Annotated in this window: 23 protein-coding genes and 2 tRNA genes; 17 read left to right on the top strand and 8 right to left on the bottom strand. The window is 72.1% G+C overall.

The features are described from left to right. The first annotated feature begins 21 nt into the window (after positions 1-21). Positions 22-579 (top strand): hypothetical protein, encoded by a 558-nt coding sequence (locus tag OG522_RS23900; RefSeq protein ID WP_329465038.1) that lies wholly within the window; start codon positions 22-24, stop codon positions 577-579. 9 nt (positions 580-588) lie between these two features. On the opposite strand, the gene OG522_RS23895 is transcribed toward OG522_RS23900, so the two are convergent. Together OG522_RS23895 and OG522_RS23890 are read right to left on the bottom strand one after the other, a co-directional pair. Beyond that, positions 589-1,446, bottom strand: coding sequence for a spermidine synthase (locus OG522_RS23895; protein WP_329465036.1), 858 nt, complete (start codon positions 1,444-1,446; stop codon positions 589-591). Positions 1,447-1,515: 69 nt separating this feature from the next. Then, positions 1,516-1,995, bottom strand: a complete 480-nt coding sequence (locus OG522_RS23890) for a hypothetical protein (protein WP_443074741.1) — start codon at positions 1,993-1,995, stop codon at positions 1,516-1,518. A 231-nt stretch (positions 1,996-2,226) separates the two neighbouring features. Between OG522_RS23890 and OG522_RS23885 the strand changes: the two genes are divergently transcribed. Continuing rightward, complete coding sequence (locus OG522_RS23885) at positions 2,227-3,651, top strand: tetratricopeptide repeat protein (RefSeq protein ID WP_366341866.1); 1,425 nt, start codon at positions 2,227-2,229, stop codon at positions 3,649-3,651. A gap of 160 nt (positions 3,652-3,811) precedes the next feature. Here the strand turns inward: OG522_RS23885 and OG522_RS23880 are convergent, their stop codons facing one another. Further along, positions 3,812-4,417 (bottom strand): histidine phosphatase family protein, encoded by a 606-nt coding sequence (locus OG522_RS23880; RefSeq protein ID WP_329465034.1) that lies wholly within the window; start codon positions 4,415-4,417, stop codon positions 3,812-3,814. Between the two features lie 206 nt (positions 4,418-4,623). Here OG522_RS23880 and OG522_RS23875 point away from each other — a divergent pair, with 206 nt between their 5' ends. The 7 genes from OG522_RS23875 to OG522_RS23845 all read left to right on the top strand — a co-directional run bounded on the left by OG522_RS23875 (position 4,624) and on the right by OG522_RS23845 (position 11,281). Further along, positions 4,624-5,511: a phosphatase PAP2 family protein gene (locus tag OG522_RS23875; protein WP_329465033.1), complete on the top strand. Its 888-nt coding sequence runs from the start codon at positions 4,624-4,626 to the stop codon at positions 5,509-5,511. Beyond that, positions 5,432-6,580, top strand: coding sequence for a hypothetical protein (locus OG522_RS23870; RefSeq protein ID WP_329465032.1), 1,149 nt, complete (start codon positions 5,432-5,434; stop codon positions 6,578-6,580). The genes OG522_RS23875 and OG522_RS23870 overlap by 80 nt, the downstream gene beginning before the upstream one ends. Before the next feature lie 91 nt (positions 6,581-6,671). Next, complete coding sequence (locus OG522_RS23865) at positions 6,672-8,294, top strand: hypothetical protein (RefSeq protein ID WP_329465031.1); 1,623 nt, start codon at positions 6,672-6,674, stop codon at positions 8,292-8,294. Next, positions 8,291-9,622, top strand: a complete 1,332-nt coding sequence (locus OG522_RS23860) for an AAA domain-containing protein (protein ID WP_329465030.1) — start codon at positions 8,291-8,293, stop codon at positions 9,620-9,622. The genes OG522_RS23865 and OG522_RS23860 overlap by 4 nt, the downstream gene beginning before the upstream one ends. A gap of 146 nt (positions 9,623-9,768) precedes the next feature. Beyond that, the gene (locus OG522_RS23855) at positions 9,769-10,119 is read left to right on the top strand and encodes a hypothetical protein (RefSeq protein WP_329465029.1); all 351 of its coding nucleotides are present in this window, start codon (positions 9,769-9,771) and stop codon (positions 10,117-10,119) included. Between the two features lie 402 nt (positions 10,120-10,521). After that, positions 10,522-11,217, top strand: a complete 696-nt coding sequence (locus OG522_RS23850; protein ID WP_329465028.1) for a bifunctional DNA primase/polymerase — start codon at positions 10,522-10,524, stop codon at positions 11,215-11,217. Next, positions 11,208-11,281: transfer RNA gene (locus OG522_RS23845), tRNA-Lys, on the top strand. Before OG522_RS23850 ends, OG522_RS23845 begins: the two co-directional genes overlap by 10 nt. Before the next feature lie 106 nt (positions 11,282-11,387). On the opposite strand, the gene OG522_RS23840 is transcribed toward OG522_RS23845, so the two are convergent. Next, entirely contained in the window at positions 11,388-12,659 is a 1,272-nt protein-coding gene (locus tag OG522_RS23840) for a M6 family metalloprotease domain-containing protein (RefSeq protein ID WP_329465027.1), read from the bottom strand. Between the two features lie 339 nt (positions 12,660-12,998). Between OG522_RS23840 and OG522_RS23835 the strand changes: the two genes are divergently transcribed. After that, positions 12,999-15,005, top strand: a complete 2,007-nt coding sequence (locus OG522_RS23835; protein ID WP_443074740.1) for an EAL domain-containing protein — start codon at positions 12,999-13,001, stop codon at positions 15,003-15,005. A gap of 67 nt (positions 15,006-15,072) precedes the next feature. Here the strand turns inward: OG522_RS23835 and OG522_RS23830 are convergent, their stop codons facing one another. Both OG522_RS23830 and OG522_RS23825 read right to left on the bottom strand, forming a co-directional pair. Further along, positions 15,073-16,773 (bottom strand): glycosyl hydrolase family 18 protein, encoded by a 1,701-nt coding sequence (locus tag OG522_RS23830; RefSeq protein ID WP_329465026.1) that lies wholly within the window; start codon positions 16,771-16,773, stop codon positions 15,073-15,075. A 525-nt stretch (positions 16,774-17,298) separates the two neighbouring features. Then, positions 17,299-18,393, bottom strand: coding sequence for an LLM class flavin-dependent oxidoreductase (locus tag OG522_RS23825; RefSeq protein ID WP_329465025.1), 1,095 nt, complete (start codon positions 18,391-18,393; stop codon positions 17,299-17,301). Positions 18,394-18,509: 116 nt separating this feature from the next. On the opposite strand from OG522_RS23825, the gene OG522_RS23820 reads away from it, so the two are divergent. The 7 genes from OG522_RS23820 (at position 18,510) to OG522_RS23790 (ending at position 24,177) form a co-directional block, all read left to right on the top strand. Beyond that, positions 18,510-19,907, top strand: coding sequence for an amidase (locus OG522_RS23820; protein ID WP_329465024.1), 1,398 nt, complete (start codon positions 18,510-18,512; stop codon positions 19,905-19,907). A gap of 69 nt (positions 19,908-19,976) precedes the next feature. Beyond that, on the top strand, positions 19,977-20,855 hold the full coding sequence (gene ehuB, locus OG522_RS23815) for an ectoine/hydroxyectoine ABC transporter substrate-binding protein EhuB (protein ID WP_329465023.1): 879 nt from the start codon (positions 19,977-19,979) through the stop codon (positions 20,853-20,855). After that, a complete protein-coding gene (gene ehuC, locus OG522_RS23810) occupies positions 20,852-21,508 on the top strand; it encodes an ectoine/hydroxyectoine ABC transporter permease subunit EhuC (RefSeq protein WP_329465022.1) in 657 nt (218 codons plus the stop codon). Before ehuB ends, ehuC begins: the two co-directional genes overlap by 4 nt. Further along, positions 21,505-22,155: an ectoine/hydroxyectoine ABC transporter permease subunit EhuD gene (gene ehuD, locus OG522_RS23805; protein WP_329465020.1), complete on the top strand. Its 651-nt coding sequence runs from the start codon at positions 21,505-21,507 to the stop codon at positions 22,153-22,155. The genes ehuC and ehuD overlap by 4 nt, the downstream gene beginning before the upstream one ends. Positions 22,156-22,297: 142 nt before the next feature. After that, positions 22,298-23,059 carry an amino acid ABC transporter ATP-binding protein gene (locus OG522_RS23800; protein WP_329467711.1) on the top strand — a complete coding sequence of 254 codons (762 nt, stop codon included), beginning with the start codon at positions 22,298-22,300 and terminating at the stop codon, positions 23,057-23,059. A gap of 212 nt (positions 23,060-23,271) precedes the next feature. After that, the gene (locus tag OG522_RS23795; protein WP_329465019.1) at positions 23,272-24,030 is read left to right on the top strand and encodes an IclR family transcriptional regulator; all 759 of its coding nucleotides are present in this window, start codon (positions 23,272-23,274) and stop codon (positions 24,028-24,030) included. A gap of 73 nt (positions 24,031-24,103) precedes the next feature. Then, a tRNA-Lys gene (locus OG522_RS23790) sits at positions 24,104-24,177 on the top strand. Here OG522_RS23790 and OG522_RS23785 read toward each other — a convergent pair. Both OG522_RS23785 and OG522_RS23780 read right to left on the bottom strand, forming a co-directional pair. Then, the gene (locus OG522_RS23785; RefSeq protein ID WP_329465018.1) at positions 24,143-24,361 is read right to left on the bottom strand and encodes a hypothetical protein; all 219 of its coding nucleotides are present in this window, start codon (positions 24,359-24,361) and stop codon (positions 24,143-24,145) included. The two genes, OG522_RS23790 and OG522_RS23785, sit on opposite strands and share 35 nt — an antisense overlap. A 39-nt stretch (positions 24,362-24,400) precedes the next feature. Then, the gene (locus OG522_RS23780; RefSeq protein WP_329465017.1) at positions 24,401-24,613 is read right to left on the bottom strand and encodes a hypothetical protein; all 213 of its coding nucleotides are present in this window, start codon (positions 24,611-24,613) and stop codon (positions 24,401-24,403) included. Between the last annotated feature and the right edge of the window lie 13 nt (positions 24,614-24,626).

Below are 24,626 nucleotides of genomic sequence, written 5' to 3'. Positions count from 1 at the left end.
TCGTGGTGCAGTATGGCCCGGATGCACAGAGGACTCGTACACGGTTTGGCATGGTCGCTCGCCACGGGCGCGGCGGTCACGCTCTCCTGGTGGGGTGTCCACACGGTGATGGCGGGGACGGCGTACGACCCGCCCCGCGCCCTGCCGATCAGCGGCGACGTGCACACCGCGCAGAACACCCGGCCGCTGTCGTCGTCGACCCAGCGCCCCAGGCAGACCCCGGCCGCACCGTCGGCCTCCGCAACGCAGAAGGCGTCGAAGAGCCCCGGGGACGGGCAGCCGTCGGGCAGCCGATCCCCGTCGTCAGACGCCAAGTCGCCCTCGCCGCCCGCCACTTCGGAGGACCCGGCCAACTCCGGCACCGTGAAGGGCTACAACGTGTCGGGCGGCCGGGTCGTCTTCGACCTCGGCGACAGGTCGGCCCAACTGGTCTCGGCGACGCCCGCCTCGGGCTGGCAGATGCAGCGCTGGATCCAGCCGGAGTGGATCCGGGTCACGTTCACCCGCGGCACCGAGACCGTCTCGGTCTTCTGCACCTGGAACGGCCACCCGCCCATGGTGGAGATCAACAACACCTGACCGGCGGGCTCACCGGAAGGCCCCGGCCGGCGGGGCGGGCGAGGGCTTCGCGCTCGCGTCGCTCACCGCGGTCGCCCCGCCGGTGAAGTCGGCGAGCTCCCGTCCGTGCTGGACGCGTCCGGGGTGTGGGTCGCCCGCGATCCGCCGGGTCAGCTCGGCGACCGGCAGCGCCACGGCCGAGCCGACGAGCACCGCGTTCCCGAACCGTTTGCCGCGCAGCACCGTCGGATCGGCGGCGAGCGCGAGCTCGGGGAAGACCCCGGCGGCGGTGGCGATCTGGCCCCGCAGATGCGCGAGCGGCGGCCCGTCGGCGAGGTTCGCGGCGTACGTTCCGCCCGGCTTCAGCACCCTGCGTACGTCCGCCAGGAACTCGGTGCTGGTCAGATGCGCGGGGGTGCGCGCACCGCTGAACACGTCCGCGATGACGAGGTCGGCCCAGTCGTCGGGGAGCTTGGCGAGCCCGGCCCGCGCGTCCCCGCTCCGCACCCGGATCCGGGCCCCGGGGTCGAGCGGCAGCTCGCGGCGCACGAGCTGGACCAGCGCGGCGTCGAGCTCGACTATCTGCTGGGTGGAGCGGGGGCGGGTGGCCGCGATGTAGCGGGCCAGGGTGAAGGCACCGCCGCCGAGGTGCAGCACGTTCAGCGCCCGGCCGGGCGGCGCGGCGAGGTCGATGACGTGGCCGAGGCGCCGCTGGTACTCGAAGGTCAGACGCTGCGGGGCGTCGAGGTCGACGTGGGACTGCGGTGCGCCGTCGAGCAGCAGGGTCCACCCGCCGGTCCGGTCCCGGTCGGGTATGAGCTCCGCGAGACCGCCGTCCACGGTCTCGACCACGGGCTCGGGCCCGCGCCGCCTGCTGCTTTTCGCCATCCGGCCATTATCGACCGTGCCGGCGGGCACCGCCTTCCCGAGCCCCCGGGGGCAGAACGAGCCCCTGCGCTAGCGCCCCTCGGCCTCGCGAATACCGTCCGCGGCCTCGATCATCCGGGCCGCCTCGCCGAGGGCCTCGCGGAGCAGGCCCGGGTCGGTGACCTCGGCGGTGTCCGGCGGGAGCAGCCACCCCGAGCCGGTGACGGGGGGCGCGGCGGGCAGGCCCGTGATGCGCAGGCCGCGGCCGTCGGTCTCCGTACAGGCGCTGCCCGGCACGTCCCAGGCCGCGGCGGTGCCCGGCGGCACCAGGAAGCCGAGGGTGTCGCAGGTCCCGTCGTGCAGGACCGGGCCGACGGCCGCCGCCGCGGTGCCGCGCCGGATGATGTCGACGGCCTCCAGGCCCTGCCGGGCGGGCACGGTCACCAGGTCGCAGGGCTCCTCAACGCGCGAGCAGGACGGCGGGACGCTCGCCTGAGGTGCGTGCGGATGACGGGCGGTCGTCGTCTGCGTTCGGGAGCCGGTGATGTCGATGTCGGTGTCGGTGTCCACGCAGTCCTCCAACAAGGCAAGCCCTCCGCGTTTCTGCGGTGTATGGCGCTCTCCGCATGGTTCAACGCCCTTGCGCGTCAAGGGGAACGGCGGCACGCCGCCGCAAAGGATGGCATTTCATGGCGGATCGGGGATGAGATATCCGGTTTGTAGGCAAACGCCGTGTGAACGCCACTCCGCAGCAGGTACGTTCTTGCTCCGCATCACCCCGCCAGAGAGAGCTGTCGAGCCATGGCGCCGTCATCAGATCCCCAGGCAGATCCCCGGGCGAACGCGGAAGACCCGCAGGCGCGGCGCCCCCTCACACGGGAACCCAACACCTCTTTCCGGCAGTTGCGGGGCGCACGCTCGCCGGGTGAGTTCGCGGCCGCGGTCCGCCGGGCCGCCCGCGAGATCGGCGAGCAGGTCGCCTGCGACGCCCGCTACATCGGACGCGTGGAGAACGGCGAGATCCGCTGCCCCAACTACGCGTACGAAAGGGTCTTCCGGCACATGTTCCCGGGTTTGACCCTGGCGGACTTGGGGTTCTCGGCAAGGGAGACGGTACGGGGCCGCGGGGCGCGCGCGGTTCCCGGTACGCCCCCGATCCGCCTCGTGTCCTGGCAGGGCAAACCGCACCACCAACCGTCCGACCATCAGAACTTCCAGAACCACGAGGAGAGCGACGTGCTGCGTCGCGCATTCATGACGGGTTCCACCGCCGCGGTGGCGACCGTCTCACTGGGTCTCGGCCCGGCGCCCGTGCATCCCGCCCGGCGCGTCGGCGAGGCAGAGGTGAACGCCGTCGAGGAGGCGGTGCGAAGGATCAGGCTGCTGGACGACCGGCATGGCGCGGACGGCCTCTACCAGCGCGCCGCACAGCCCCTGCGGACCGCGTACGCCCTGCTCGAAGCAGGTGCGGCCCGGCGCTCTACGCATGAGCGGCTGCACACCGGGGCGGGTGAACTGGCCATCTCCGTCGGCTGGTTGGCGCACGACTCGGGCCGCTTCGAGGAGGCGCGCTCGCACTACGCGGAGGCGCTCGCCACGGCTCGGCTCGCGGGCGATCCGGGTCTGGAGGCACACGCCTTCTGCAACATGTCGTTCCTGGCCCGGGACATGGGCCGCCCGCGCGAGGCGATGCGGGCGGCGCAGGCGGGCGAGCGCGCGGCCCGCCTGGTGGCCTCGCCCCGGCTGCTGTCCCTGCTCGCGCTGCGCGAGGCCGGGGGCTGGGCGGGGCTCGGCGACCGCTCGGCCTGCGAGGAGTCGCTCGCTCGGGCGCACAGCCAGTTCGCGCGGGGTGCCTGCGAGGCCGATCCGGAGTGGATGACCTTCTTCGTGGAGGCCGAGCTTGAGATGCTCCAGGCGCAGTGCTGGTCGACGCTCGGCGAGTGGTCGCGGGCGGCGCGCCACGCCCACCGGGCGGCGACGGCGCAGGATCCGCACTTCGCGCGGAACCTGGCGCTGTACCGGGCCGAGCTGGCCGACGACCTCGCGCGGGCGGGGGCGCCCGCGGAGTCCGCGGCGGTCGGCCACCAGGTCCTGGACCTTCTGAACCAGGTCCAGTCGACCCGCGTCCAGGCGATGCTGGCCGACACGTCCCGCATCCTGGCCCCGCACCGGGCGTCGCCGGAGGTGGCGTGCTTCCTGGAGCGGCGGGCAACGGCAGCCGTATAACCCCGCCCCCGCAAGAGGACTCCCCCGCCCAGCGCGATGGGCCCACCGCGGGCCAGGGCCCAGCAGCACGGCCGCACCTCTCGGTCCCCTTGCGACAACGCCCCAGCCCCTCCGGCGATTGAGGAGCGGGGGCCCGGGGGCGGGCCCCCGGGGGCGGGGGTTACGGCTCCAAGTGGCCCGTGTCGTTCCAGCGCTCCAGCGCCGGGTCCCCGTACGCCCATCCCAGGACCGACAGCGACGTCGGGTCCAGGCGGATGCGGGCGGCGAAGGAGATGTCCTCGCCCAGCCAGCGCGCGGCGATGGACCGCAGGATGTGCCCGTGCGCGAAGACCAGCACGTCGCGCCCCGCCGAGCGCGCCCAGTCGACCACTTCGTCCGCCCGCGCGGAGACCTGGGCGAGGGTCTCCCCGTCCGGCACCCCGTCGCGCCAGATGAACCAGCCGGGCCGGACGGCCTGGATCTCGGCCGGAGCCATGCCCTCGTAGGCGCCGTAGTCGAACTCCATCAGCGCGTCCCACGGCTCGGCCCGCTCACCGAACCCGGCGAGCTCACACGTCTCGGCGGCGCGCACCAGCGGGCTGGTACGGACCTCGACGCCCGGCAGCCCGCCCCACGGCCCCCGGTGCAGCCGCTCACCGAGCAGCTTCGCGCCGCGACGGCCCTCTTCAAGGAGCGGAATGTCGGTCCGGCCGGTGTGCTTGCCCACGAGCGACCACTGGGTCTGCCCGTGCCGGGCCAGCAGAATGCGCGGTGCGGCGGCTGCCATGGGTCATATCTCCTGATTCCATACGAAAAGTGCCAGTGACCATCATCGCGTACCGCCCGAGGCAACCCGTGGCCGGATCCCGGCGTCTGACCGGTACGCCGGGGTGCTGCGCGAACGCAATCGCTTACACCGTACGGTTGAACGCACGTCAAAGACCCAGAGGCCCCCTGAGGGCAGTCCGAGGACCAATTGGGGGAACCTTCCGGATGCAGCCGCCGCTCCACGCCACGCGACCGCGCTGGTGGACCGAACTCCCGCTCCTGGCGCTCGTGTACGGGGTCTACTCCCTGGGACGGCTGATCGTACGCGGAGACGAGCCGCTGGCCGTCGCCCACGGTCTGGACATCCTGCGCATCGAGCAGGCGCTCCACATCAACCTGGAGCATCCGCTCAACCGGCTCTTCACGCGCACCCCGGCGCTGGGCATACCCGCCGACTTCGTGTACGCCTCCCTGCACTACCTGGTCACCCCGGCCGTCCTGGTCTGGCTGTTCCGCCGCCGCCCGGGGCAGTACCGGGCCGCGCGCGGCTGGCTGATGACCTCCACCATGCTCGGCCTGATCGGCTTCACCTTCCTGCCGACCTGCCCGCCCCGCCTCCTCGCCCCGGTGCACGGCTTCACCGACACGATGGCGCAGTACGGCTCGTACGGCTGGTGGGGCGCCGACGCGAGCGCGCCGCGCGGTCTTGGCGGGATGACCAACCAGTTCGCCGCGATGCCCAGCCTGCACGTGGGGTGGGCGCTGTGGTGCGGGGTGATGCTGTGGCGGTTCGGCGGCAACAAGCCGGCCAAGGTCGCGGCGGTCGCCTACCCGCTGCTCATCACGTTCGTGGTGATGGGCACCGCCAACCACTACCTCCTCGACGCGCTCGCCGGTGTCGCCGTGATGGGCGTCGGCCTGCTGCTCTCACGGCCCTTGCTGCGGCTCACGGCCCGCCTGGGGGCCCGCTTCGCGCCCGCCTCTTCCGCCACGGGCGCCCCGATTGTCAGTGGTGGATGCGAGACTTCCCCGGGTGAGCGAATCCCTGGGCAGCGGGCCCCCTCCACCACCCCCGCGGAAGCCGACGACGGCGCTGCGTCGCCGGCTCGCTGAGCTGCGCGGGCCGACCGTCCCGGCCCGTCCGCTGGACGCACGCGCGCTCGCGGCCCTCGCCGCGAACCCGGGCTGCCGCAGACGCGCCCTGCTCGACGGCGCCGGGGTGGACAAGGGCGCGCTCGCCGAGGCGATCGGCTCACCGTCGGCCGCGTTCGGCCAGTCCCAGTTCGCGTTCATGCGGGGCAACGCCTTCGAGGCGAAGGTGAAGGGCGACGGCGGCACCGAGCTGCTGCGCCTGCTGCACGAGCGGATGGGCGCGGGCTCACAGCCGCCGTGCGACGTGCTCGCCCCCGATCTCGCGGCGGCCGGCCCCGAGGGCCGCGCGGCCCGCACCGCCCTCGCCCTGCGGGAGGCCACCGCCGCCGGGCACTGGGCCTTCCTCGACCATCCGATGCTGGCCCTGGACGTGGCGGGCTCCCCCGCCTATCTGGAGCCGGACGCGGTGGTGGTGCACCCCGACGGCCGCTGGACGGTCGTCGAGATCAAGTCGTTCCCCATGATCGACGCGGCGGCCGACCCGTCGAAGGTGGGCGCGGCCGCCCGCCAGTCGGCGGTCTACGTACTGGCCCTCGAACGGGTCGCCGCCGCCACCGGCCGAGCCGCCGTGGACCACTCGGTACTGCTGGTCTGCCCCAAGGACTTCTCCAACCTGCCGACCGCCTCCGTGGTCGACGTACGCAAGCAACTGTCGGTCACCCGGCGCCAGTTGACACGTCTTGCCCGTATCGAGGACATCGCGGATGCCCTGCCCCCCGGTACCACCTTCGACCTCGACGGCCAGAGCGGCGACGCGCTGGCGGCCGCGGTCGAGGCGGTGCCCGCGGTGTACGCGCCGGAGTGTCTGGCCGCCTGCGAGCTGGCCTTCCACTGCCGCGAGCGGGCTCGCGCCGAGGGCGCGGTGACGGCGCTCGGCCGGAGTCTGCGGGGCGAGCTCGGCGGCCTGGTCACGATCGGCGAGGTCCTGTCGGCGGCCCGCGGAGCATCGGGCGACCCCGACGATCCGACGGTCGCCGCGGTACGCCGCGCGGCGGCCCTGCGCAGGGAGGCGATCGCATGCCCGTCCTGAGTGAATCCCGAGCGCTGAGCGCGGCCGTGCCCAGCGCGGTCGTCCTCGCCGAGCCTCCTCTCGCCCGGCGCGCCACCCCGGAGGCCGCCCGGTGTCATTGATCACCACGCTGGCCCGGCTGGAGGCCGTCGAGACCGGACGGGCCCAGCCGCTGGCCGGCGTCCGCCACCGCCACCTCTCCGAGCACCCCCTGGTCTTCGTGCCGCTCACCACGGCAGGCGAGGCGGGCGCCCCGCTCGGCGCGCTCGTCGGCACCGACCGCGCGGCCCCGACGCTGCTCGTGGTCCCCCAGCCCCGCGACCGCGACCTGCGGTTCACGTTCCTGGCCGACCTGGCCGACGCCGTACTGCCGTATCTGGACGCGTACGCCGACCGCGTCGAGCTGGTCGAGCGCACGGACACCTCCCAACCGAAGGCGGGGGGAGAAACCGATGCCGAGACCGGCAAGAAGGCCAAGGTCGAGGTCGAACTGTGCGAGGACGCTCCGCAGTTGATCGTCCCCGGGCGGGCCGGTATCGACTTCGTACGGCTCCTGGGCCGCTCGATGCGGTTCCGCCGCACCGCCGAGCAGGACCCCGACACGCCCCATCCGGCGCCGCCCCGGGTCCCGCTGCTGGGCCGCTGGTTCACGCACTACGGCGAGCGCGCCCGCACGCCCGGGGCCGCGCTGCTGCTCGCCGCCACCGATCTCCTCAACCGGCACTGGGCGACCGGCCAGTCCAGCCTGGAGGACCAGCACCTGGGCGCGCTGCTCGCCTGGATCGACCCGCCCGCCGGTGAATCCGGCGCGCAGGCCGCGCTCCAGGCCGAACTGGAACGGGACGCGGCCGGCCAGCTGCTGTGCCCGCCGGCCGGTCCGGCCACCGACCCGGCGTTCGACAACCGCCTGCTCGCCCCCGCCGTGGAGCGCTACGACCGGGCCCGCCAGGCGCTCCACGCGGCCGAGGACGGCATGGCCGCGGACGAGTGGCTGGGCCAACTGACCGCCGCGGAGCGGGAGATCCGCCGACTGCTGGCCGAGCAGCTGATGCCCACCTGGTCGGCGGTGTGGCGCGCCCTCGACCTGCTGCGGGAGCTCCCCGAGGGCGAGCGGGCGGCGGCGCGCTGGACCAGCGACCGCTGGTCGTTCACCGGTCAACGGGACCGGATCGCCGCGGGCGAGCCGCCGCAGCCGCGCCGCGACGACGCGGTGACCGCCGCCACCAAGCTGCTGCGGCGCGAGCGCGCTCAGGCCGAACTGGAGGCGGGCGAGGCGCTGGACGATCCGCTGGTGATGGCGGGCCGCAGACTCGCGGGCGAGGCCTTCGTGGGCGAGGTGGTCGAGGTCGTCCAGGAGTGGTCGCAGTCCAAGCGGCCGAGCCCCCGTCCGCTCGTCACCCTGCGCACCGACGACACCCCGCACCTCGCCGAGGGCACGAAGGTGTTCCGCACCCTGGACGGCAGCCCCCAGAAGGCGCAGAAGGCCGAGTTCGTGACGTACGAGTCCGAGGGCGTGCTGGTCCTGCGGCTGCTGGACAAGATGGGCCGGAGCAGGGACCCGGCGCCCGGCTCCGTGCCGGACAAGGGCGACCGGCTCTGCTGGACGCTGTTCGAGCACGAGCAGCGCGGCGCCCCGAAGCTGCCCGACCCGGAGGCCACCCCCTGGACGCACGGCGGTCCCCCGGGCGGCGCCGCCGAACAGCCCGATCCGCTGACCCCCGAGGACATCCTGTGACCGCCTTCGACCCGGGCGCGGCCGCGGCCGAGGCCACCGACGCGATCCTCGCCGACACCCTGCACGGCTCGGCCCGCGGCGTCGTCGTGGACTCGCCGCCCGGCGCGGGCAAGTCCACGCTCGTGGTGCGCGCGGCGCTTGAACTGGCCGCTGCGGGGCGCCCGTTGATGGTGGTCGCCCAGACCAACTCCCAGGTGGACGACCTGGTGGTACGCCTCGCCGAGCAGGCCCCCGACCTGCCGCTCGGCCGACTGCACAGCAGCGACGCGGACCCGTACGACAAGGCGCTCGACGAGCTTGACACCGTACGCAAGTCGTCGAAGGCGGGTGATCTGGCGGGCCTGGACGTGGTGATCTCCACGGCCGCGAAGTGGGCACATGTGAAGGACGTCGAGCCGTGGCGGCACGCGATCGTGGACGAGGCGTACCAGATGCGCTCCGACGCGCTGCTCGCGGTCGCCGGGCTCTTCGAGCGGGCGCTGTTCGTGGGTGACCCGGGCCAGCTCGACCCGTTCGCGATCGCGGACGCCGAGCAGTGGGCGGGCCTGTCGTACGACCCGTCGGCGAGCGCGGTCTCGACGCTGCTCGCGCACAACCCGGAGCTGCCGCAGCACCGCCTGCCGGTCTCGTGGCGGCTCCCGGCGTCGGCGGCGCCGCTCGTCTCGGACGCGTTCTATCCGTTCACCCCGTTCCGCAGCGGCACCGGCCACGGCGACCGGCACCTAGCCTTCGGCGTCCCCTCCGACGGCTCGGCGCCGGACCGCGCGCTTGACGAGGCGGCCGAGTCGGGCTGGGCCCTGCTCGAACTGCCCGCCCGGCACACCCCGCGCACCGACCCGGAAGCGGTCCACGCGGTCGCCGAGGTCGTACGCCGCCTTCTGGACCGGGGCGGCGCCGCGACCAGCGAACGTTCGCCACAGCCCGTGCCGCTCACCGCGGCCCGGATCGCGGTCGGCACCGCGCACCGCGACCAGGCGGCCGCGATCCGGGCGGCGCTCGCGGACGTCGGGGTGAGCGGGGTCGCCGTCGACACCGCGAACCGGCTCCAGGGCAGGGAGTTCGACGTGACGGTCGTCCTCCACCCGCTCTCCGGCCGCCCCGACGCGACCGCCTTCCATCTGGAGACGGGCCGCCTGTGCGTGCTGGCCTCGCGCCACCGGCACGCGTGCATCGTGGTCTGCCGTGCGGGCGTCACCGACCTCCTGGACGACCATCCGTCGACGGAGCCGGTCCAGCTGGGCGTGACCGTGAAGTTCCCGGACGGCTGGGAGGCGAATCACGCGGTGCTGTCCCACCTGGAGGAACACCGGGTGCTCTGGCGCCCCTGACCGGCGCCCACGCGTGGCGGCGCGCGCCGGGCGCTCTCGGCGCACTTGGCCGGCGCCGGGGGCCCGGCGCCCCCTTGCGCGGGGCGGGGAGAATGGACGGTGGTCCGGGCGTCCGGACCGTGAGCGTCTTTGCTGGGAGGACAGACATGCCGGAGCACGAGCGGAATGTGGAGAAGAGGCCGCGGCTGAGGCCCGCACCGCTTCTCTTCGAGCCTTCCGAGGCCACCGCCGACCCGGAGCACTTCTTCGACCTGGAGTCCATCGCGGACCCCGGAGCGCTGCTCTCGCGCGCCACCGAACTCGCCCTCGCCTTCCGGGCCGCGGCGGACCGTGCGGTCGAGTTCCAGGCGGTCGCGGCGGCCCAGCTCGCCGACCCGCGCCGCTTCGACCGGCTGACCCCCGCCGACGTGGCAGCCCGAGCCGAATGGACCGAGGACTACGCGAAGAAGATGATCGAGTTCGGCCGCGACCTGCTGCGCGGCACGGACCCGCACTGAGAGGCTCACACCCCACGCCCCAGCACGAAGCCCCGCCGAAAGCCGCTCCCGGGCCCCGGCACCAGCCCCCGCCGAAAGCCGCACCGCCCCACGGCCCCGGCGCGAACCCGCACCGCCCGGCCCACCACTCCACGCCCGCGACGCCCGCCGCCACCGACAGCCGCCCCACGCCCGCCACGAACCCCCGCCGAAAGCCGCGCTACCCCACGCCCTGGCGCGGACCCGCACCGACAGCCACACCACCACACGCCCCCGGCACGAACCCCCACCGGCCGGCGCACCCCCCGTGGCCACGCGCCCCCGGCATATACCGGGGCGCAAGATACGCCCTCGGTGCCTGCCGTGTCCTGGTTTCCGCCAAGCCGCCGAAACGGAACGTAGTCAGCCGGTAGACGTAGAGGCATGAGCAGCAGCAGCGTTTGGCAGAAGGTGGGCGACGCGGCCCGCGCGGCAGGGCACTGCGGCGGCGAGCGCGCGGGCGCCGACGCGTTCGACGTCTTCCGGGTCCTGCGCGACGAGGGGCGCCATCAGATCGGCGAGGTCTCGGCGGAGGGCGCGGCCTGGCTGTCGTCCGCGGCCAGCCACCCGCGCAGCACCCTCGCTCTCTGGGAGGCTCGGCCGACGGCCCCCGGTGTGCTGCCCTGCGGCTCGGTCTTCGACGTGGTCAACGTCCCGTCGATGTTCGGGCGCCGCATCCTGGACCGCCTCTGGTCAGAGGGCCCCGGCTCGGGCCCGGTCGCCGTGCACCGCGGCCGGATGCTGCTGTTCGCCACCCCCGGCACCGCGCAGCGGCTGCCCTCGCTCCTGGAGTGGGAGGAGTGGCACGGCGCCGACGTCCCGGTCCCTCCGCTGCTCTGCCACGGCGCGGGCGACGCGGTCACCGTCCCGGCCCTGCTCGGACCCGAGCCCGAGAACAGCGGCGCGGCTCGCTGGCTGGTGGCCCCCGACACCCGCCGCCCCTGGCTCCCGGGACCCGACGTCCTGCTCTGGGCCTGCGTCCGGGCGGCGAAGAGCGGGCCCTCGGACCCTCCCCGGAAATCGATTTTTCCTCCCGCCGATCAGGGTGCTAATGTCTACGACGTCAGCAGGCGCCGCTAGCTCAGTTGGTTAGAGCAGCTGACTCTTAATCAGCGGGTCCGGGGTTCGAGTCCCTGGCGGCGCACAGACGGAAGAAGCCCCTCGCGAAAGCGAGGGGCTTCTTCGTGTCGCGGGGCCGGGGCGCGGCCCGCGAGCCGGGCAGTGGGTCAGGCGGTCCGTCGCCCCGTCGGTCAGTGGGAGATCTTGACCGTCCAGGCGCCCGACTTCGACCGCCCCTCGGCCTCGATCTTGACACCCTCGCCCGGCACCGTGAACGTCTCGCCGAGCTCCACCGGCGCGTCCGCGAGCGGCGGGTACACCGATTTCTCCCAGCACGCCTCGGTGTTCGGATGCGCGTCGAACACCTCGACCGGGCCGCCGCCCGAAGCCGAGCCGCTGCGGACCCGGTAGACCAGCAGGCCTTCCTTGCAGCTCGCGTGGTCGAGGCCCGAGGAGACCCGTACCTCGATCGCGATCGCACGGTCCTCACCGGTGCGTACCACCGCGAGGCGCCTGCCCGCGGTGCCCGCCTTCGCGGGGGAGGCGGACAGCGGTTCCAGGGTGATCCGGCTGGTCCCGTCGCCCATGACACAGGCGACCTCCTGCCGGTCCAGCCAGCCGAGCTTCCACTTCTGCCAGCCGAACAGATCGGGCGCCGTACCGAACTGACTGCCCATCACATCCCAGTCGCCGACATAGGTGTCCCAGTCGCCGGCCTTGCCGTCCTGCGGCCGGTGGTAGAGGTCGGGCAGGTCGAAGACGTGTCCGGTCTCGTGGGCGAGCACGTTGCGGTCCGGTGGATGGTGCTCGAAGACGGTCACCACCCGCCTGATGTCACGGCCGTCCGCGCGCATCGGCCGGTCGAAGTTGACGACCTTCGTGGCGTCGGAGTCGACGCCCGGCGCGTCCGGGTCGGCCACCAGGTAGACGATGTCGTACTTCGAGAAGTCCGTCGTCGGATCGGCCGCGCGGATCGCGTCCTGGAGGTAGCGGGTGCGCTGGTCGGGGTCCCAGTCACGCTCTATGCGGTACGAGGTCGACGCGGCCGGCATGCGCACCCAGCGCCGCTGCGGCTCCGCGTTCAGGCGGAACTTCCCGTACGAGGCCTGGTCGAAGAAGCGGCTGGTGGCGGGGAAGTAGTCGGCGGCGAGGTCCTTCGGTTCGGTGATCGGGCGGGAGTCCGGGAAGGACAGGAAGACCATCACCGCGTTGAGGGTGCGGACGGGGCGCAGGTAGGAGGAGTTCCAGGTGTCGAGGCCGAGCGAGTGATGGGCGGGCGTGCGCGCCAGGGCGCACGGCACCGCGGAGTTCGACGCCACGGCGGGACCCGACACCAGCGAGATGGCGGCGAGCGCCATGAGGGAGGTGAGCGCCGCCGCGGCACTGCGCAGCCGGACACGCTCCACTCCCCCGGGTGTCTGCTGACGCTGCACGTCGACCTCCGGGAGGGGAATGCGGGACATCCCACCCACTTTGTGCAGGTTTATTCAGATATGCCCTGTTCACCTGCCCCAGACGAGTGAGGACCCGACACCCCGACGACTTACAGAAAGTCACGAACGGTCACCGGGGGCCGGAGCCCGGCCACACCCGCGCAGAAACGATCGGCCAACGATCGGTACGGGACTCCGGGTGCTCTTGATCACGACGACAGAGCTGGATCGCGCCTCGCGGCAGCCTCTATGATCGGCACACTTTCCTGCGTGGTTTCAGCCTGGGAGCGGCTGTCGTCACCCCGGCCGAAGTCCCCGGCCACCTCCGTACCACCTCTGTACAACTCGATTGCACTGCGGGAGCGAGCGGTGAGCGGAACCTCCGAAGGAGCGGGTCCAGGGCCCGGAACCGTCCGGCCGCCCGTCACAGAGCGTCATACTGACCGGATCGCGGGCGCCGTGACCGAGCGCCCTCCCGAACGCGCCGAAAACCCCCCGCCCGAGCGTCCACCGGATCAGGCCGAGCCCGCACCGGGCTCCCCCGCCCGGCAGCGCGGCGGATCCCTCGCCGAGCGCGCCGCCGAACTGCTCGCCGAAGCCCGTGCCCAGCAGGCCGCGGGCGACGGACCCCACGCCGCCGGGCGCGGCGCGTCCGAACTGCGGGACTACCAGGCCGCGTTCAACGCCGCCCACCTCGCGATGGCGGTCCTGAACCGGGAGGGCGCCGTCGTCGCCGCGAACACGGCGCTCGCCGACCTCCTGGGCACCGACCCGGCGGCCCTGCGGGAGCAGGAGGCCGCGGGCCTGGTCGATCTGGCCGCCGACAACCGCACCTGGCACGCCTACCGCGAAGTGCTGCGCGGCGCCCGCACCCGGTTCCGCTGCACCCGCCGCCTCAAGCACCCCGACGGGCACTCGCTCTGGGCGGAGGTCACCGTCGCCCCCGTGCCGGGCGGATCCAGCGTGCTGCTCTCGATCGCGGACATCAGCGACCGCCGCGAGCTCCAGGCCCGCCTTCGCCACCTCCAGATGCACGACCCGGTGACCCGGCTGCCCAACCGCACGCTGTTCTTCGAGCGGCTGAACAGCGCCCTGGAGACATCGGCGTACGGCCACGGCGGCACCGGCCGGATCGGGATCTGCTACCTCGACCTGGACGGGTTCAAGGCGGTCAACGACACGCTGGGCCACCGGGTCGGGGACCGGCTGCTCAGCGCGGTCGCGGCCCGGCTCACCGAGTGCGCCGACCAGTTGGGGTACGCGCGCAGCGGCGGCCATCTGGTGGCGCGGCTCGGCGGCGACGAGTTCGCCGTCCTGGTCGAGGACTCGACGGGTACGGAGCAACTCGCCGAGCTGGCCCGTTCCGTACTGGAGGCGCTTCAGCAGCCGTTCGACCTGGCGGGCCAGCGGCTTTCGGTGTCCGCGTCGATCGGGGTGGTGGAGCGGGCCAGCGCCGGCACCACGGCGACCGGTCTGATGCAGGCCGCGGACACCACGCTGTACTGGGCGAAGGCCGACGGGAAGGCTCGCTGGACGCTCTTCGACCCCGAGCGCAACGCCCACCGGATGACCCGGCAGGCGCTGTCCTCCAGTCTGCGCCCCGCCGTGGACCGCGGCGAGTTCGTCCTGGAGTACCAGCCGCTGGTGGGCATGGCCGACCAAGTGGTGCACGGGGTGGAGGCGCTGGTGCGCTGGAACCATCCACAGTTCGGCACACTTCCGCCGAATCGGTTCATCGGAATTGCAGAAGAAGACGGCTCGGTCGTGCAGCTCGGCCGCTGGGTGCTGCGCACCGCGTGCCGGCAGGCCCGGCGCTGGCAGATCGAGCACCCCGACGTGCCGCCGGTCTTCGTCAGCGTGAACGTGGCGGTGCGCCAGGTGTGGGACTCCGACCTGGTGGCGGATGTCGCGGAGATCCTCGCGGAGACCCAACTGCCGCCTCATCTGCTCCAGTTGGAGCTGACCGAGTCCGCCGTGATGGGGTCGGCGGGCCGCCCGCTCCAGGCCCTTCAGGCGCTGTCCGACATGGGCGTGCGCATCGCCATCGACGACTTCGGCACGGGCTACTCCAACCTGGCCTACCTGAGCCGGCTGCCCGTCTCCGTCCTCAAGCTGGACGGGTCGTTCGTGCGCGGCTTCCAGTACGACGAGGGCGGCGCCCACCCCAATCCGGCCGACGAGACCATTGTCGAGGCGCTGGTCCAGCTCGCTCACCGGCTCGGCCTGACCGTCACCGCCGAGTGCGTGGAGACCGCCGAACAGGCGGCCCGGCTCGGCCGGATCGGCTGCGACACCGGCCAGGGCTGGCTCTACTCCCGGGCGGTCCCGCCGGACCGGATCTCCCAGATGATCGCGCCGAGCCCCCAGAAGGTGTGAGTTCCGGATACGGGAACGGCCGCCCCTTCGTGACCAGGGGCGGCCGTTCGCGCGTTCGCGGGAGGGATCAGCAGGCGCCGAGGTCCTGCCAGACGCCCCACTCGCCGGTGGTGCCGGGCTGCTCGCCCTGCGTCCACCACTTGGCCTTCCAGGTGTGGCCGCCGTAGGAGACCTGCGTACCACCGACGTACGGGGCCGACTTGTCCCACGCCGTCGCGGTGCAGCCGCCGGGGGCCGGGGTCGGGCTGCTGGTGGCCGTCGGGGTCGGCGACGGGGAGTTCGTCGCGGTCGGCGTCGGGTCCGGGGAGGAGGAGGGGGACGAACCGACCGCGTCCACGATGTAGTTGAGCAGCGTGGTGCTGTCGTCGAGGCCGAGCAGGCTGTACATCATCGCGCCGGCCAGCCCCCGCTGGTGCGCGTAGTCCGCGCGGGCCTGGATGGACTGCTTGTCGAGGCCGGTGAAGAACTCGCCGTCCTTGTAGAAGTACGAAGCCTTCGCGTCCGGGTCCCAGAACGTGGTGGCCGGGTTGTCCACGATGCCGCCGAGCTCCTTGTAGAGCGCGGTCCCCGCGACCTGGCTGGTGGGCCGGGCGTTGGACGGGCCGGTCGCGGTCTGGGCGAGGCCGTTCGCGGATCCGGCGGGTACGCCCTTCCAGCCCCGGTAGTAGAACTCGTACCCCAGCGTGATCTTGTTGGCGGGGAAGCCGCCCGCGATGCCGTAGGCGGCATTGCCGTCGATCCAGGAGTCGATCGCGTTGGAGATCGAGTACTTCTGGGCGCCGGGCTTGATCACGTCCGTCGGGTCGTTCGCGGGCGAGACCAGCGGGGACTGGTGGTAGGTCGGACCGGTCGCGTTCCAGGCGCCGTGCATGTCGTACGTCATGATGTTGGCGTAGTCGAGGGACGCGCCGATCTTGTCCGTCTCGATGTTCTTGATCTTGTCCTGGCCGGCCGGGAGCGCCGCCGTCAGGAGGTAGTGCTTGCCGCCGTGCGCGGCTCCGTACGCGTCCAGCTGCGAGCGGAACTCGGCGAGCAGAGCGGTGTAGTTGGCCTTGTCCTCGGCGCCGTAGTGGTTGCCGAGGTGGCCGTCGGGCGAGCCCGGGTACTCCCAGTCGATGTCGACGCCGTCGAAGATCCCGGCCGCCGCGCCCGCGCCGCCGTACCCGCCGTCGACCGGCAGGTTGCCGGCGATGTACTGGTTGATGCAGGACGAGACGAACTTCTTGCGGCCGGCGTCGGTGAGGGCCGCGTCGTGGAAGTACTTGGAGTACGTCCAGCCGCCGATCGAGATGTTGATCTTCAGCTTGGGGTACTTCGCCTTCAGCTCCTTGAACTGGTTGAAGACGCCCACGATCGGCTGGTTCCAGGTGTCGGCGGTGCCGTTGACGCTGTCGGCCGCCGAGAAAGACTTCTGGTAGTCGGCGAACGAATCGCCCGCCCCGTCACCGGCGTTGGGGTTGTTGTCGTCGCCCGCCGCCTTGTTCGCCTCGAAACAGGTGAGGTTGGTGGGGTCGATGTTGCCGAACGAGTAGTTGAGGACGTCCAGTTTGCCCGCGATGCCCCGGGTGTCGAGGTGCTTGGGGTAGAAGGCGTTCCCGTACACGCTCCACTGGTCGTAGTACGCGATCTTCACGCCGCCGGTCGACGGCGCGGCGACGCTCTGGGTGGTCGCGGCCGAGGCGGTGCCCAGGCCCGCGAAGGCGGCCAGGGCGCCGGCGGCGAGCACTGCGGTACTCAGGGCGGCAACAAGGGGTCTGCGGGGGTGCAAGACGACCTCCGGGGGGGGATGGGCGCGGGGGATGCGCGCAGGGGCGGTTGGGGAAGTGATAGCGATCGAATCCCGGCCGCGTCAATGGTCTGAACCAAATTGAGGACTAGACCAATTCGACGAGAAAACCCCTCGTCAGCCCCCGAGTTGGGGCCCCCGGCGCCCCCTGTCCCCAGTCCGCACTGGCGATACCCGGCCGAAGCGCACCGCCCCACAAGCCTGAACCACTCCCCCCAACCGCCCCACCTTTTACCAACGCCCCCTCGCCCCCAACCCCGCCAGGCGCGCGCGGAACTGCGCCCCCAGCCACGGCGACAGGCACCCGACCCCACAACCCCAGCCCACCCAGGGGCGCGGGGAACTGCGCGACCAAGCCCCACCGGCCCGCACCCGACCGAACCACCCACGGAAACCAAGCGCTTCCGCACCGATCAAGTCGGCTGCCGCTCATCTCGGGCAGGTCGCGCAGTTCCCCGCGCCCCCAAGGGGTTGACCCTGACCCCCAGAGCCGCCAGAGGGTGGGCGTTAGGCGGCGAGGCTGGGCAGAGCGTATGCGTCGGCGATCAGTTCGTAGGAGCGCAAACGGGCCCCCGGCCCATGCGCATTGGCCGTGATCATCAGCTCATCCGCACCGGTCCGCTTCTGGAGGTCGTCCAGGCCGGTGCGCACCTCGTCGGCCGTCCCGGAGATGACGTTGGCGAGCCAGCTGTCCACGAACTCCCGCTCCAGCGCGCTGAATTGGTACGCCTCGGCCTCATCCGGCGTCGGCACGAGACCGGGCCGCCCGGTGCGCAGCCGGACCATCGAGAGCGCGTTGGTCAGGGTCTGGCGGCGCGCCTCGCGCTCGTCGTCGGCGGCCAGCGCGGAGACGCCGATCAGCGCGTAGGGCTCGGCCAGCACCGAGGACGGCCGGAACGAGTCGCGGTAGAGGTCCAGGGCCGGAACGGTGTTGGCGGCCGAGAAGTGGTGCGCGAAGGCGAACGGGAGCCCGAGCGTGCCGGCGAGGCGGGCACTGAAGCCGGACGAGCCGAGCAGCCAGATCGGCGGCCGGGCGGCCGGGCCCTGCACGGGGCCGGGTACCGCGTGGATGCGGGCGTAGGGGTGCCCGTCGGGAAAGTCGTCGTCGAGGAACCGCGTCAGCTCGGCGAGCTGCTGCGGAAAGTCGTCGGCGCCCTCGTTCAGCCGGTCGCTGCGGCGCAGGGCCGCGGCCGTCGCGCCGTCCGTGCCGGGCGCCCGGCCGAGCCCGAGGTCGACCCGGCCCGGGGCCAGCGCCTCCAGGGTGCCGAACTGCTCGGCGATCACCAGCGGCGCGTGGTTGGGCAGCATCACCCCGCCCGAACCGAGCCGGATGCGCTCGGTGTGGGCGGCGAGGTGGGCGAGGATCACGGCGGGCGAGGACGAGGCGACACCGGGCATGGAGTGGTGCTCGGCGACCCAGTGGCGGTGGAACCCGCGCCGCTCGGCGAGCCGCGCGATCTCCACGCTCGTCTTCAGGGCACGGTGCGCCGTGTACCCACTGCCGACCGTGACCAGGTCGAGCACCGACAGCGGCACGGGCGCGTTGCCGGCCGCCACCCCACGAATCGCATCCACGTCCACGGCCCATGTCCTCCAGTTCATGACGTACGCATTGCCCTTCCGCGGGACAGAACAGGAGGCACTCTCCGTTTTATTCCCGGCGGTACGTATCCCGGGCGGCCACGTGACCGGGCGCAAAGGTGGGTACGACACCGGTCATGACTGAGCCGAGCGAACTCATCGACCTGACGGCACGTCAACTTCTCGCCGGTTACCGGGCCGGCACCTTCTCGCCGGTCGAGGCGACCCGGGCCGTACTGGCCCGGATCGAGGCGGTCCAGCCCCGCCTGAACGCGTTCGTACGGGTCGATACGGAACCGGCCCTGGCCCAGGCCCGCGCCGCCGAGGAGCGGTGGCGGGCCGGAGAGCCGTGCGGCCTGCTCGACGGGGTGCCGGTGTCGGTGAAGGACCTGCTCCTCCAGGCGGGCGGACCAACCCGGTATGGCTCCAACTCGACTTCAGAAGAGGGAAGTTGGAACGAGGACGCCCCCTCGGTGGCCCGGCTGCGCGAGCACGGCGCGGTGCTCGTCGGCAAGACGACCACCCCCGAGTTCGGCTGGAAGGGCGTCACGGACTCCCCGCTCACCGGGGTCACCCGCAACCCGTACGACCCGACGCGCACCGCGGGCGGCTCCAGCGGGGGCAGCGCGGTGGCGGTGGCGGTCGGGGCGGGGCCGCTGTCGGTCGGCACGGACGGCGGCGGCTCGATCCGCATCCCGGCGTCGTTCTGCGGCGTCTTCGGCCTCAAGCCGACGTACGGCCGGGTGCCGCTGCACCCGGCGAGCGCGTTCGGCACCCTGTCGCACGCGGGCCCCATCGCCCGGGACGCGGCCGACGCGGCACTGCTCCTGGACGTCCTCAGCGGCGCGGACTGGCGGGACCCCACCGCGCTCGCGCCCCCGGCCCGCTCGTACGCGGCGGCCCTCACCGAGGACGCGGCAGCCGGCGTGAAGGGCCTGCGCATCGCCTACTCCGCCTCGTTCGGCGGGCAGGTGGCGGTGGGTGCCGAGGTCGCGGCGGCGGTACGGTCCGCGGTGACCCGTCTCGCCGGCCTCGGCGGGTACGTGGAGGAGGCGGACCCGGACTTCGCGGATCCGGTGGAGACGTTCCACACCCTGTGGAACGCGGGAGCCGCCCGGAGGGTCGACCAACTCCCCGTACAACAACGTGAGTTGCTCGACCCGGGCCTGCGGGAGATCGCGGCACGCGGGGCCCGGCTCTCCGCCCTCGATCTGCTGGCCGCGCAGATGGCCGCGCAGGAGGTGGGCCGGCGGATGGCCCGCTTCCACCTGCGGTACGACGTGCTGGTGACGCCGACGCTGCCGATCACCGCGTTCGAGGCGGGCCGCGAGACCCCGCTCGGCACCTCCCCGCACCGCTGGACGTCCTGGACCCCCTTCACCTACCCCTTCAACCTGACCCAGCAGCCGGCCGCTACCGTCCCCGCCGGCACGGACGGCGGCGGCCTGCCGGTGGGAGTACAGCTGGTCGCGGCGCGGGGCGGGGAGGAGGTGCTCCTGAGGGCAGCGGCAGCGATTTCCGGTACCAGCGGCTAGCAGAACCAGCCGCCCCCGGCGTTCAAAGTCGGGGGCATGGGGCGCGTGAGGCTGGGTAGCCGCGCCGCCATGGCTCGAGCTACCTCACGACCGAGACCCCCCATACCCCGGCGCACCCTGCTCGCCGGGGCCGCCGCCGTCGCCCTGACCGGCGCCGCCGCCTGCTCACGTGTGCCTGAGGGCAACGCGCTGGTCCGCCTCAAGTCCCGCGGCACCGTACGCCTGGGCATCGCGGGCGAAGTCCCGTACGGGTACGTGAACGACCAGGGCGAGTTCACCGGCGAGGCCCCCGAACTCGCCAAGGTGATCTTCAAGCGGCTCGGCATCGACCGCGTACAGCCCGTGGCCACCGACTTCTCCTCGCTGATCCCCGGGCTCAACTCCCAGCAGTTCGACGTCGTCTCGGCCGGGATGTACATCAACAAGGACCGCTGCGCACAGGTCCTCTTCGCGGACCCCGAGTACCAGATGCTGGACGCGTTCATAGTCCGCAAGGGCAATCCGAAGGGCCTGCACACCTACCAGGACGTGGTTCGCGCCAAGGCGCGGTTCGCGACCGGTACCGGCTACGCCGAGATCGGCTACGCGACCGCCGCCGGCTACCCCGAGCAGGACATCGTCATCCTCCAGGACCAGGTGGCGGGACTGAACGCCGTGGAGTCCGGCCGCGTCGACGTCTTCGCGGGCACCGCCCTCACCGTGCGGGAGGTCGTGAAGAAGAGCTCGAAGGCCGAGGCCACCGAGCCGTTCGCGGCCGTCGTGGACGGCAAGAAGAAGATCGACGGCGGCGGCTTCGCCTTCCGGCCCACCGACGGCCCGCTGCGCGACGCCTTCAACACCGAGATCCACCGCATGAAGCAGAGCGGCGAGCTCTTCCGCATCCTGCGTCCCTTCGGCTTCACCCAGGCCGAGATGACCACCCTGACCGCCAAGGAGTTGTGCCGATGACGGCGGGACTGTGGCAGCACTGGGTGCTGCCGGGAATCTGGGTCACCATCCAGCTGACCGTGTACAGCGCCGCGCTCGCCGCCGCGGTCGCCTTCGGCATCGGCCTGGCCCGCACCCACCGCTCGCGCCTGGTCCGCTTCCTCGCGGCCGCCTACACGGAGATCTTCCGCGGGACCTCGGCCCTGGTGCTGATGTTCTGGCTGTTCTTCGTGCTGCCCCCGCTCGCGGGCTGGCAGCTGGTCCCGATGTGGGCGGCGGTGCTCGCGCTCGGCCTCTCGTACGGGGCGTACGGCGCGGAAATCGTGCGCGGCGCGCTGAACGCCGTGCCCCCCGCCCAGCGTGAGGCGGGCATCGCGCTGAGCCTCACGCCCTGGCAGCGGACGCGTCTCGTACTGCTTCCGCAGGCGGTGCCGGAGATGATCCCGCCGTTCTGCAACCTCCTCGTCGAGCTGCTGAAGGGAACCGCCCTGGTCTCCCTGCTCGGCGTGGGTGACGTGTCCTTCGCGGCGTACCTGGTGCGGCTCGCGACCCAGGACAGCGCGGAGATCTACACGATCACCCTCGTCATCTACTTCGTCCTCGCCTTCGCGATCACCCGCGGAATGAAGGCACTTGAACGCCGCACCAAGGCGAATCTGGGGGTGGCCAAGTGAATTGGGACTGGTCCGCCGTCTGGGACTTCATGCCGCGCTTCTGGGACGGCGTGCTCACCACGCTTCAGGTCCTGGCGCTCGGCTCGCTCATCTCGTTCAGTCTGGGCCTGGTGTGGGCGCTGGCCTTCCGTGCCCCGACCCGCTTCGTCCGCTGGCCGGTCAACCTGATCACGGAGTTCATCCGCACCACGCCCCTGCTGGTGCAGCTGTTCTTCCTGTTCTTCGTGCTGCCGGAGTGGGGCTTGAAGTTCTCGGCCCTGACCACCGGCGTCCTCGCCATCGGCCTGCACTACTCGACGTACACCGCGCAGGTCTACCGCGCCGGCATCGACGCCGTGCCCAAGGGCCAGTGGGAGGCCGCGACCGCGCTGAGCCTGCCCGCGCACCGCACCTGGTTCGCGGTGATCCTTCCGCAGGCGGTCCGCCGTATCGCGCCCGCGCTCGGCAATTACGTGATCTCCATGCTGAAGGACACTCCGCTGCTCGCCGGAATCAGCGTCCTGGAAATGCTCCAGCAGTCGCGCCTGGCGGGGGCCAGCACCTTCCAGTACACCGAGCCGCTGACCGTCGTCGGTGTCGCCTTCATCCTCATCGCCTATCCGGCTTCGCTGTTCGTACGAGCCCTGGAGCGCCGCCTTGTCCGCTGAATCCCAGACCGACGAAGCCCAGACCGCTGAGACTTCGGTCGCTGAGACCGAGACCGACGAATCCCAGACCGATGAGACCCAGGTCGGGGGAGCCCAAACCGCTGAGACCCCGCTCGGCGGTACCCCAACCGATGACTCCGGGATCGAGACGCCCGTGCAGAACACCGCCACCGAGCTGATCCGCTTCGAGAACGTCACCAAGCGCTTCGGCGACAACACCGTCCTTGACGACCTCTGTTTCAGCGCCCGCAAGGGCCGGCACGTCACCCTGATCGGTCCGTCGGGCTCCGGCAAGACCACGATCCTGCGGCTGCTCATGACCCTGGAGCGGCCGGACTCGGGGATCATCCAGGTCAACGGCACCCGGCTCTACCCGGCCGGCGAGAAGGAGCGCCGGGAGGCCCGGAAGAAGATCGGGATGGTGTTCCAGCAGTTCAACCTGTTCCCCAACATGAGCGTGCTGCGCAACATCACCGAGGCACCGGTCCGGGTGCTCGGCCTCTCCCCCGACGAGGCCGAGGTACGGGCACGCGAACTGCTCGACCTGGTGGGCCTGGGCGACAAGCGCGACGCGAAGCCGTCGCAGTTGTCCGGCGGTCAGCAGCAGCGGGTGGCCATCGCGCGGGCCCTCGCGATGCGCCCGCAGGTGCTGCTCCTGGACGAGGTGACCTCCGCGCTCGACCCGGAACTGGTCGCCGGGGTGCTCGATCTGCTGCGCGACATCGCCCGTACGACCGACATCACCATGCTCTGCGTCACGCACGAGATGAGCTTCGCGCGGGACATCTCCGACGAGGTGATGATGTTCGACTCGGGCAAGGTCATCGAGGCGGGTCCGCCCGAGAAGATCTTCGGCGATCCGGAGCACGAACGGACGCGCGAGTTCCTGGGCGCAATCGCGTGACCACGCGCCGTGCACGACGCTGACCTCACCATCCAGCCATCCGCACGCCCCCAGATCATGACCCTGGCATATGCCACGGTGGCGCGTCCCAGCGTAGGGCACTGATACGCGCCACCAAAGTTGTCAACACCCCCACCGAAAACGGTACTTGGCAGCTATCGTGGAACGGCAGACCTGCCACCTTCGCAGTCTCGACCTGCTAGGGGGAAACCGTGGCGCTGAAGCCAGAGCCGACCGCGCCGTTCCATTCGGTGCACTACGTCCTCCGTGTGCTGGAGGCGATCTCCAAGCACGGCGGGGGCGTGACCGATGTCCAGATCGCCCGTGAAACCGGGCTTCCCCCGGCCCACCTGACGTCCATGCTCCTCATGCTGCGGCGCGAGGGCTATGTCGAGCAGGTGGCCGACGGCGCCTATGTCATCGGCGACTCAAGCGTCCTGCTCGGCTCCGGCGCCGCCCGCCAGCAGGCCCTGGAGACCAAGCTCCAGTCCACCCTGATGTCGCTGCGCGACTCGGTGGGCGCGGCGGTCTACATCAGCCGGTACATCGACGGCGAGGTCAAGATCACCCAGTACGCCGACGGGCCACGCGCGCCGAAGGTGAACGAGTGGGTCGACTTCAAATCCGCGGCGCACGCGAGCGCGGTCGGCAAATGCCTGCTGACCCAGCTGGACCAGAACGGCCGCCGGGACCACCTGTCCCGCCACAAGATCGCCCGGCTCACCTCGCGGACGATCACCAACGAGCGGGTGCTGTTCTCCAAGCTCGACAGCCAGCCGGCCACGGTGCCGGTGCTCGACCTCCAGGAGTACGCGGTCGGCACGGTCTGCGCGGCCGTACCGCTGACGGCCGGCTCGGCCGTCGGCTGCCTGGCCCTGTCACTGCCGATCGAACACGCCCACCGCCTGCGCGCGGCAGCCGAAACCCTCAACCGCCGGGCTGCCCCGGTGGTGCTCTCCCTGGCCATCTGACCAGCGGCGCCCGCCGGGTCCGGGGTGGTCAGGAGCACCCCGCGGGACCAGGTAGTATTTTCTCTGTCAGCAAGCGCCGCTAGCTCAGTTGGTTAGAGCAGCTGACTCTTAATCAGCGGGTCCGGGGTTCGAGTCCCTGGCGGCGCACGTCTGTGACCTGGGCGTTCTCCCTTCGGGGAGGACGCCCTTGGTCGTTTTCGGGGCCGGATGCCGGTGAGCGGCAGGCGCCGTCGTCCGCCTGCACGACGGGCGACTGCGGCACGAGCCCGGCAGCGGCTTCGGCGGCCTGGCGCGTGATCTCCGGCAGCACCGAGGCGTGCACGCACGTCATCTGCCAGACGGCACAGGTACCGCTGTCGTTCCACTCACCTCAGTGGGCCCCCGAGGCGTGATCGCGAATCTCCGTCGCGTGCCTCGCGGCCTTCGCGAGTTCACCGTCGTCCTTGGCTGCGTTGAGCTGCTTCCAGTTCGCGGCGCACACCTTGCAGCCGGGAGCAGGTGCGCAGTCCAGCAGCCAGGCCGCAAACCCCAGAGGGAGTGCGACTGGTGCTTCCTGGGTGGTCTTGTGACGCGTGCCTGCCATCGTGTCTCCTCGC

The organism is Streptomyces sp. NBC_01431, from assembly GCF_036231355.1.
GTDB lineage: Bacteria > Actinomycetota > Actinomycetes > Streptomycetales > Streptomycetaceae > Streptomyces.
Note: the sequence above shows the minus strand (reverse complement) of the source record. Positions and strands in the feature narration are given on the sequence as shown.